The following is a 5,679-nucleotide window of genomic DNA, read 5'->3' on the forward strand; positions in this document are numbered from 1 at the left end:
ATTTCTTGGAATCTTACAAATGATTTGTTGCTTTTAAATAATAACTGGTCAGAGATAATGAATGATTGGCTTGATATGATTAATACTAAATTAATTAATACAAATGATATTTTAGCAATTGTCACGAATTGGCTAAAATTAATTTACGAAAAACCAATACCAACTTTTAATGTGCCTGTTTTTGATTATGCACGTTTAGAAAAAATGCTTAAGAAGCTTGAATTTGGTGAGATTACGAATGAAGCAGGCACCAATATTTGGGACCTTTTAAAAGAACTTGTAAAAGGTCTTACAGATAGTTTATTAGGTATTTTAGATTTTCTTGATAATTTACTAGATAAAATAATTGCTTTGTTTATTCCAGAAAATACGAATTTTATTTCAGAAGGTTTTGAAGGAATCAAATTAAAATTTAATTTAAAATTCGGTAGTTTATTAAGTTTGGCTGATAGCGTTAAGAATTTATTCACTCCAGCTCCAGGAGATTTTAAAAAAGCTGTCTCATTCGAATTTTTAGGAGCTAAATTTGAACCTGATTTTACACTGATTGATTCTTACGTTCAAAAATTTAGAGGAGTTATGTCTTTATCGCTTTGGATTTCGGTAGCAGTTTTTGTTTTTAGAAAAATTACAGGGACAGGAGATTTAATCAATGATAATTAAACTATTTTTTGATCTATTAATAGGCATTGTTGATTTATTTCTTTCATTGATTCCTACGATCGATTTTTCTTTTGAAATGCCAGATGCATCATTTTTTAGAGAAATGTTGGGTCTTGCAGATTATTTTTTTCCGGTTGGATCAGTTGTTGCAGCGTTGGGAGTAATCATAACAATTCAGAATATTCAGTTTATTTTAAAAATATTTAATTTTATTTACAAAAAAATTCCTTTTATTGGTGGGTAAAGGAAGCAAAAAAATGCAGACAGTGCCTGCACTGGCAAGCATTTTTTGCGCCTTTATCAATAATAAATTAATTAGTTTGTATTAGTTAAATAGTTAAAAAAAAGAAGAGGTTGATTGTATGAAATTATTGCAATTTATCAAATATAAAATTAAAGATTACAAAAAATACAGACAATTAAGAAAAGAAGGTATTAAACTTTTTAAAGACTTTGGACTAACTCTATTTACAGGGCGTCAAGGAGCAGGTAAGACAATGACGCTTGTTTATGAAGCAGAACGTTATCGCTTAGAGTATCCTAATTTATACATAGCTAGTAATTTCGGCTATGTGCATGAAAATGAACCTTTGAAATCATTAGCAGATATTCCAAACGCGGTTTTGCGTGCAAATGAATTAAATTGCATTGGAGTTTTGATTTTGTGGGACGAGATTCAAAATGATTTTGATTCTTTCAGTAAAGTTTCAAAAGATGTCTTACGTGTGATCACTCAACAACGTAAGCAATCAATAAAAATTTTAGGTACATCACAAGTGTTTACACGTGTTTCTAAAGCGTTACGTGAACAAACGTATGAAGTTGTTGTTTGTAATACCATAATGGGAAGATACACACGTGGGCGCTTTTATGATGCTGATGAGTTCAGTCATAACATTGATCGCCCCGAAGAAAAAAAGCAGCTGCATAGATTACGAAAAGTATCTTTTATTCAAACAGATGATTTACGGGATTTGTATGATTCTTACGCTGTCATCAAAACACTAAGTGAGCAGGCAAAAGAAGAAAAGCTGAACACGAATATTTATGTTGTTAATCAATAGAAACGAGGGATTGAGTTGAGTGAAAAAAAATTTGTTGATACTTGGTTAAGTTGTGAAGAATATCAATGGTGTTTGCATTGCGAAAGAGTTTCTCTACGTAGTCAATGGATTGATTACAAATCATGTATGTACTGCGGTGCTAGTTGCATTGATGCCTGGGAATGGTCGTTAAATCAGACGTTTGTAGTTGCAAGGAAATACCCTGAAATTCCGGTTTTAGGTAAAAAATATCCGATGTGTCCATAAAATTTTATGTCAAGTATAAATGTCTGACTGTAGCGTAAGCGAAAGGAATTTATGCCTTGACATAAGTACGCCTAAAACCCTTGAGTTATCTCTTTGGTATGAAATGCCGAAGAGAGCGCCACCTGGCGAAGGGTTCCCCTTGGATAAGGGGGAAGGGGGATTGACAGCAATTAAATAGCATGGGAGGAACTTTGGTTATGTTTAGCTATATTGATCATTTAGAAGTTGTTAAATTTCATTATGAAAAGATTCCTTTTACTGATCGTATTTCACAAGGTTTAACTTTAAAAATTCCAAGAACTAAGACACAATTTTATGTTCCAGTAGCGAATCGTGTGCGTTTACCTCAATTTAAGAGAGGGGATAAGGTTCGATTGATACTTGATTTTTATGTTACAGGTCGTTCTACGAGCCTTAGATTCACTATAAGAGATGTTATTTTATTACATGAAACATTTGAATTTAATTATGATGTTGAGGGGTTTTAACTATGTTTGAAAAAGCAGAAAATAATGTTTACGGGGGGTCTAGTAACACCCCCCCACAGTCTACAATGAGAAATAGCTTGGAAGCCTGTGTTGACTGGTTCTCTAGCACATTTATTGGAAATCTTTTTAATGAACAATTTTGTGAGCTTTTGCATCTTGAAAAGTCAGACTTCGAGCATCGAAAGCTTGATGATAAAAATGAATATGATGATCGTTATACGTATCAAAATTTAATTACTGTAAGTACTAGAAATGAAACTGAAGAAAAACAAGCATATACTCATATTGACATTAAAGGTCAAGGCTGCAGGTGGTTAGAAGCTAATTGGACTGAAGGTTTTAATTGGCAAGACTATTTTAATATTTTAAGGTCTGTTTATACGTTACATCACATTACACGTTTAGATGTTGCTATAGATGATTATAAAGGACACTTGAATATTACTACATTGCATAGAAAGATGCGTGAAAAGCATTTTAGAAGTACAGCAGGTCTTAGGTCGTGGCGTTATATCGAATCAGGTGATACACAAAGCGAAAAAACTTTAAACGGTCAAACTTTGTATCTGGGTAAAGGTGATATTGAATTTCGTTTTTATGATAAATTGGCACAATTAACAAGTATGTTAGCTGTTATTCCTGATGATATTGAATTCTGGAATCGTTACGAAATACAGTTAAGACATGAGCGCGCTGAAGTAGTTTTTAATATGATTGCAAACGGTGACTTTGAAATTGGTACTTTAGTTAAATCAATAATGAGCGAATATTTATGTTTTTTAGTACCGCATAAAACTGATAGTAATAAATCTCGTTGGGCTGTTTGTGGATTTTGGTCAAAGTTTCTTGGAGATGTAACTGGTGTTAGATTAACAATGCAACCTTTAGAAAAATCAGTTGAGCGAACAAAAAATTGGATTGAATATCAAGCTGCAATCAGTTTGGCGGTTTTAGATGAATGTTTTAATGAAACTGGTTTTTATTTCAAAGGACTTGTTGAGGAAGGGCGTTCTAGAATGACAAAACAGCATTTTCAAATGATTGATCAATATAAAATGAATAATAAAAAAAACACGTAACTTTATATAATGTATATAGAGTGAGCTTAAGGCTTATTTAATTTATTATTTAGAAGTTGATTTTATCAGCTTCTTTTTTTTGTTATATGGTGGAAAATCAAAGAAATCAGTAACGCTAATATTCAATCCGCTACAAATTTTAACAATTGTTTTTAGTGTAGGGCTTTTATTTTCGTTTATAATATTGTTTATTGTTGATTGCGTTAATTTTGAACGTTTTGCTAATTCGTTTATTGTTATATTTCTTTCGTTTGTTAAGTTTCTTATTCTTTGTGGTATTTCATTATTATTCATAAAAAAACGCTCCTTTTGCTTATTTTATATTATGATATATTATATCATATTTTTTTAACTCTTTATGGTTGACAAGTTTTAAAAATTAAGGTATCTTTAAGATGTTGATTAACCATATAGAGTTAACTTGAGAAAGGGGTATAAAAAATGAATAAAGAAAAAGAATATCAAGAAAAAAATGTAAAAGAACCCTTAACAGATGAAGAAGTAGTTTTAAAAGTACAGGAAATTTTTAAGAAGAAAGATTATTTGAAATTGCGTGCTTATTTGATTGCGTTAGATAAAGAAATTGAAAAATTATATTTTTGTTTTGATTCAAATGCTAATCAAGCAAGTCATGAATATTTTGTTTTAATTAATGAACTTGCGCTTGAGTATGATTTGATAGATTTGTGGTGGGAAGTTACGGAATTCGCTATTAATAAATATGGGATTGATTTAGATTTTTGGTCTAGATTTAAAAATATAGATATAAATTTAATATAGAAAAGAGGAAGAAAAAATGTTAGTAAGTCAAGGCGATTATATTTTTTTAGAAAAAGAAGAAAAAATTAGTAAAGCAGGTGTTCCGTTTTCATTAGTGCATTTTGCAGATGTTAAAAATTATGGACGTTTAGAATATTTTGCTGATCCAAATATTCAAATTTCTGTTGGTGCTGGTGGCAAGTGTAAGTTTACTTTAAAAGCTGAAAAACGAGGCTATCAAACGCAACATAGTTGTATTTCTGTTGTTGGTGCTTAGTATGGAAGAAGAAATTCTTCAACAATTAAAAATGTTAAATGAAAATTTAATAAAAGATTTTGAGTTGAGAACAGAAGCTTTTAAGCTTTATCAAGAACGCAATGCAAATGAACAGGAACTTGCAGAAATTGCTTTGCAAGAAGCGGAACAACAAAAGGCACAAGATGACTTAAAAGAAGCGAAAGCAGAGCAAAGAGCGTTACAAATTGAACAGTTTTTAAAAAGTCTTGAATCTGAAGAAGCAAAAGAGAAAGAAGAGCTTTCTCGTCAAGAAATGATTCAAGCGATTAATGAAGTTGATAATTCAGCTTTGTTAACTGAACTTAGTGAAAAATTAGGGGTTATTGTTGAACGAACTGAAAAAAGTGAACTACAGCTTAAACAGGAAGATTTAAATTATTTTAATAGTCGTTCTTTATTTATGATTATTATGTTTGTTGTTCCATGTTGGCTTACAGTTAAATATTTAGGTCGTTTGTTTGATAGTGCTTCTGCTTTTTAAATAAAAAAATAAAAAAGGAGGTTTTTGTATGTTTACTGCTGAAATGTTTGAACCAATCGTAACATCAATTACAAGTGTTGTTCCTATTGCACTAGGTGCTGGTGTTTCTATTTTATCTGTTACTTGGGTAGCTAAAAAAGGTTTTACTCTTGTTAAGTCTATGATGAACAAAGGCTAATTAATTGCTATTTTAAATATTGTTTAAGTTGTTGAAAGACTAGACTTCAAAAAGGTCTAGTCTTTTCTTATTTTCCGAACAATTGCGTTGCCTGGTGTTGTTAAAATGATACTTAATACCGAACAATTTTTTGAAAGGAGCAAAAAAATGATTGATGTAAAAAAAATTGGTAAACGTGCAGGACTAGCTTTTTTATTCTTGTTGTTGCTTGTTATGATAATTATATTTTTTCCGATATTTCAAATACTGTCTATGCTGATGATGCAAGCAACATTTCTATTAGTACAGATAGCATTAGTATTGATAGTAGCGAAGATGTCGATTTGGTCGATTCTTTGGGTGATGGGCAAGAAGAAGATTTCTATGCACAAGATGAAGAATATTTACAACAGTTTCAAGGCGAAAGCGTTGTAAGTGATGAAG

11 protein-coding genes are annotated in these 5,679 nt (G+C 30.9%); 10 read left to right on the forward strand and 1 reads right to left on the reverse strand.

What is annotated here, in order from left to right; all coding sequences use genetic code 11:
* From JOD14_RS12905 to JOD14_RS12930, 6 genes are all read left to right on the forward strand, one after another.
* On the forward strand, window positions 1–663 hold a 663-nt coding region (locus JOD14_RS12905; RefSeq protein WP_204655182.1), incomplete at its 5' end, for a hypothetical protein.
* Complete coding sequence (locus JOD14_RS12910; RefSeq protein WP_204655183.1) at window positions 653–907, forward strand: hypothetical protein; 255 nt, start codon at window positions 653–655, stop codon at window positions 905–907. The genes JOD14_RS12905 and JOD14_RS12910, both read left to right, overlap by 11 nt.
* A 118-nt stretch (window positions 908–1,025) precedes the next feature.
* On the forward strand, window positions 1,026–1,727 hold the full coding sequence (locus tag JOD14_RS12915; RefSeq protein ID WP_204655184.1) for an ATPase: 702 nt from the start codon (window positions 1,026–1,028) through the stop codon (window positions 1,725–1,727).
* 15 nt (window positions 1,728–1,742) lie between these two features.
* On the forward strand, window positions 1,743–1,973 hold the full coding sequence (locus JOD14_RS12920; protein ID WP_204655185.1) for a hypothetical protein: 231 nt from the start codon (window positions 1,743–1,745) through the stop codon (window positions 1,971–1,973).
* Between the two features lie 197 nt (window positions 1,974–2,170).
* Window positions 2,171–2,461, forward strand: coding sequence for a hypothetical protein (locus JOD14_RS12925; protein ID WP_204655186.1), 291 nt, complete (start codon window positions 2,171–2,173; stop codon window positions 2,459–2,461).
* Between the two features lie 2 nt (window positions 2,462–2,463).
* Window positions 2,464–3,540 (forward strand): replication initiation factor domain-containing protein, encoded by a 1,077-nt coding sequence (locus JOD14_RS12930; protein WP_204655187.1) that lies wholly within the window; start codon window positions 2,464–2,466, stop codon window positions 3,538–3,540.
* Between the two features lie 45 nt (window positions 3,541–3,585).
* Here JOD14_RS12930 and JOD14_RS12935 read toward each other — a convergent pair whose 3' ends face one another.
* Window positions 3,586–3,834 carry a helix-turn-helix domain-containing protein gene (locus JOD14_RS12935; protein WP_204655188.1) on the reverse strand — a complete coding sequence of 83 codons (249 nt, stop codon included), beginning with the start codon at window positions 3,832–3,834 and terminating at the stop codon, window positions 3,586–3,588.
* A 147-nt stretch (window positions 3,835–3,981) separates the two neighbouring features.
* Here JOD14_RS12935 and JOD14_RS12940 point away from each other — a divergent pair, with 147 nt between their 5' ends.
* The 4 genes from JOD14_RS12940 to JOD14_RS12955 are packed head-to-tail and all read left to right on the forward strand — an operon-like array spanning window position 3,982 to window position 5,256.
* Complete coding sequence (locus tag JOD14_RS12940; RefSeq protein ID WP_204655189.1) at window positions 3,982–4,320, forward strand: hypothetical protein; 339 nt, start codon at window positions 3,982–3,984, stop codon at window positions 4,318–4,320.
* Between the two features lie 16 nt (window positions 4,321–4,336).
* Window positions 4,337–4,576 carry a hypothetical protein gene (locus JOD14_RS12945; protein WP_204655190.1) on the forward strand — a complete coding sequence of 80 codons (240 nt, stop codon included), beginning with the start codon at window positions 4,337–4,339 and terminating at the stop codon, window positions 4,574–4,576.
* Between the two features lies 1 nt (window position 4,577).
* The gene (locus tag JOD14_RS12950) at window positions 4,578–5,078 is read left to right on the forward strand and encodes a hypothetical protein (RefSeq protein ID WP_204655191.1); all 501 of its coding nucleotides are present in this window, start codon (window positions 4,578–4,580) and stop codon (window positions 5,076–5,078) included.
* A gap of 28 nt (window positions 5,079–5,106) precedes the next feature.
* Window positions 5,107–5,256: a hypothetical protein gene (locus JOD14_RS12955; RefSeq protein WP_204655192.1), complete on the forward strand. Its 150-nt coding sequence runs from the start codon at window positions 5,107–5,109 to the stop codon at window positions 5,254–5,256.
* Window positions 5,257–5,679: the final 423 nt, after the last annotated feature.

The organism is Enterococcus lemanii (assembly GCF_016909125.1).
In the GTDB taxonomy this organism is placed as follows: Bacteria; Bacillota; Bacilli; order Lactobacillales; family Enterococcaceae; genus Enterococcus_I; species Enterococcus_I lemanii.

What these genes read in the sequence shown, in the direction of transcription:
- JOD14_RS12910 (WP_204655183.1), top strand. Translation starts at nt 653, where the DNA reads ATGATAATTAAACTATTTTTTGATCTATTAATAGGCATTGTTGATTTA.
- JOD14_RS12915 (WP_204655184.1), top strand. Translation starts at nt 1,026, where the DNA reads ATGAAATTATTGCAATTTATCAAATATAAAATTAAAGATTACAAAAAA.
- JOD14_RS12925 (WP_204655186.1), top strand. Translation starts at nt 2,171, where the DNA reads ATGTTTAGCTATATTGATCATTTAGAAGTTGTTAAATTTCATTATGAA.
- JOD14_RS12930 (WP_204655187.1), top strand. Translation starts at nt 2,464, where the DNA reads ATGTTTGAAAAAGCAGAAAATAATGTTTACGGGGGGTCTAGTAACACC.
- JOD14_RS12935 (WP_204655188.1), bottom strand. Translation starts at nt 3,834, where the DNA reads ATGAATAATAATGAAATACCACAAAGAATAAGAAACTTAACAAACGAA.
- JOD14_RS12940 (WP_204655189.1), top strand. Translation starts at nt 3,982, where the DNA reads ATGAATAAAGAAAAAGAATATCAAGAAAAAAATGTAAAAGAACCCTTA.
- JOD14_RS12945 (WP_204655190.1), top strand. Translation starts at nt 4,337, where the DNA reads ATGTTAGTAAGTCAAGGCGATTATATTTTTTTAGAAAAAGAAGAAAAA.
- JOD14_RS12950 (WP_204655191.1), top strand. Translation starts at nt 4,578, where the DNA reads ATGGAAGAAGAAATTCTTCAACAATTAAAAATGTTAAATGAAAATTTA.
- JOD14_RS12955 (WP_204655192.1), top strand. Translation starts at nt 5,107, where the DNA reads ATGTTTACTGCTGAAATGTTTGAACCAATCGTAACATCAATTACAAGT.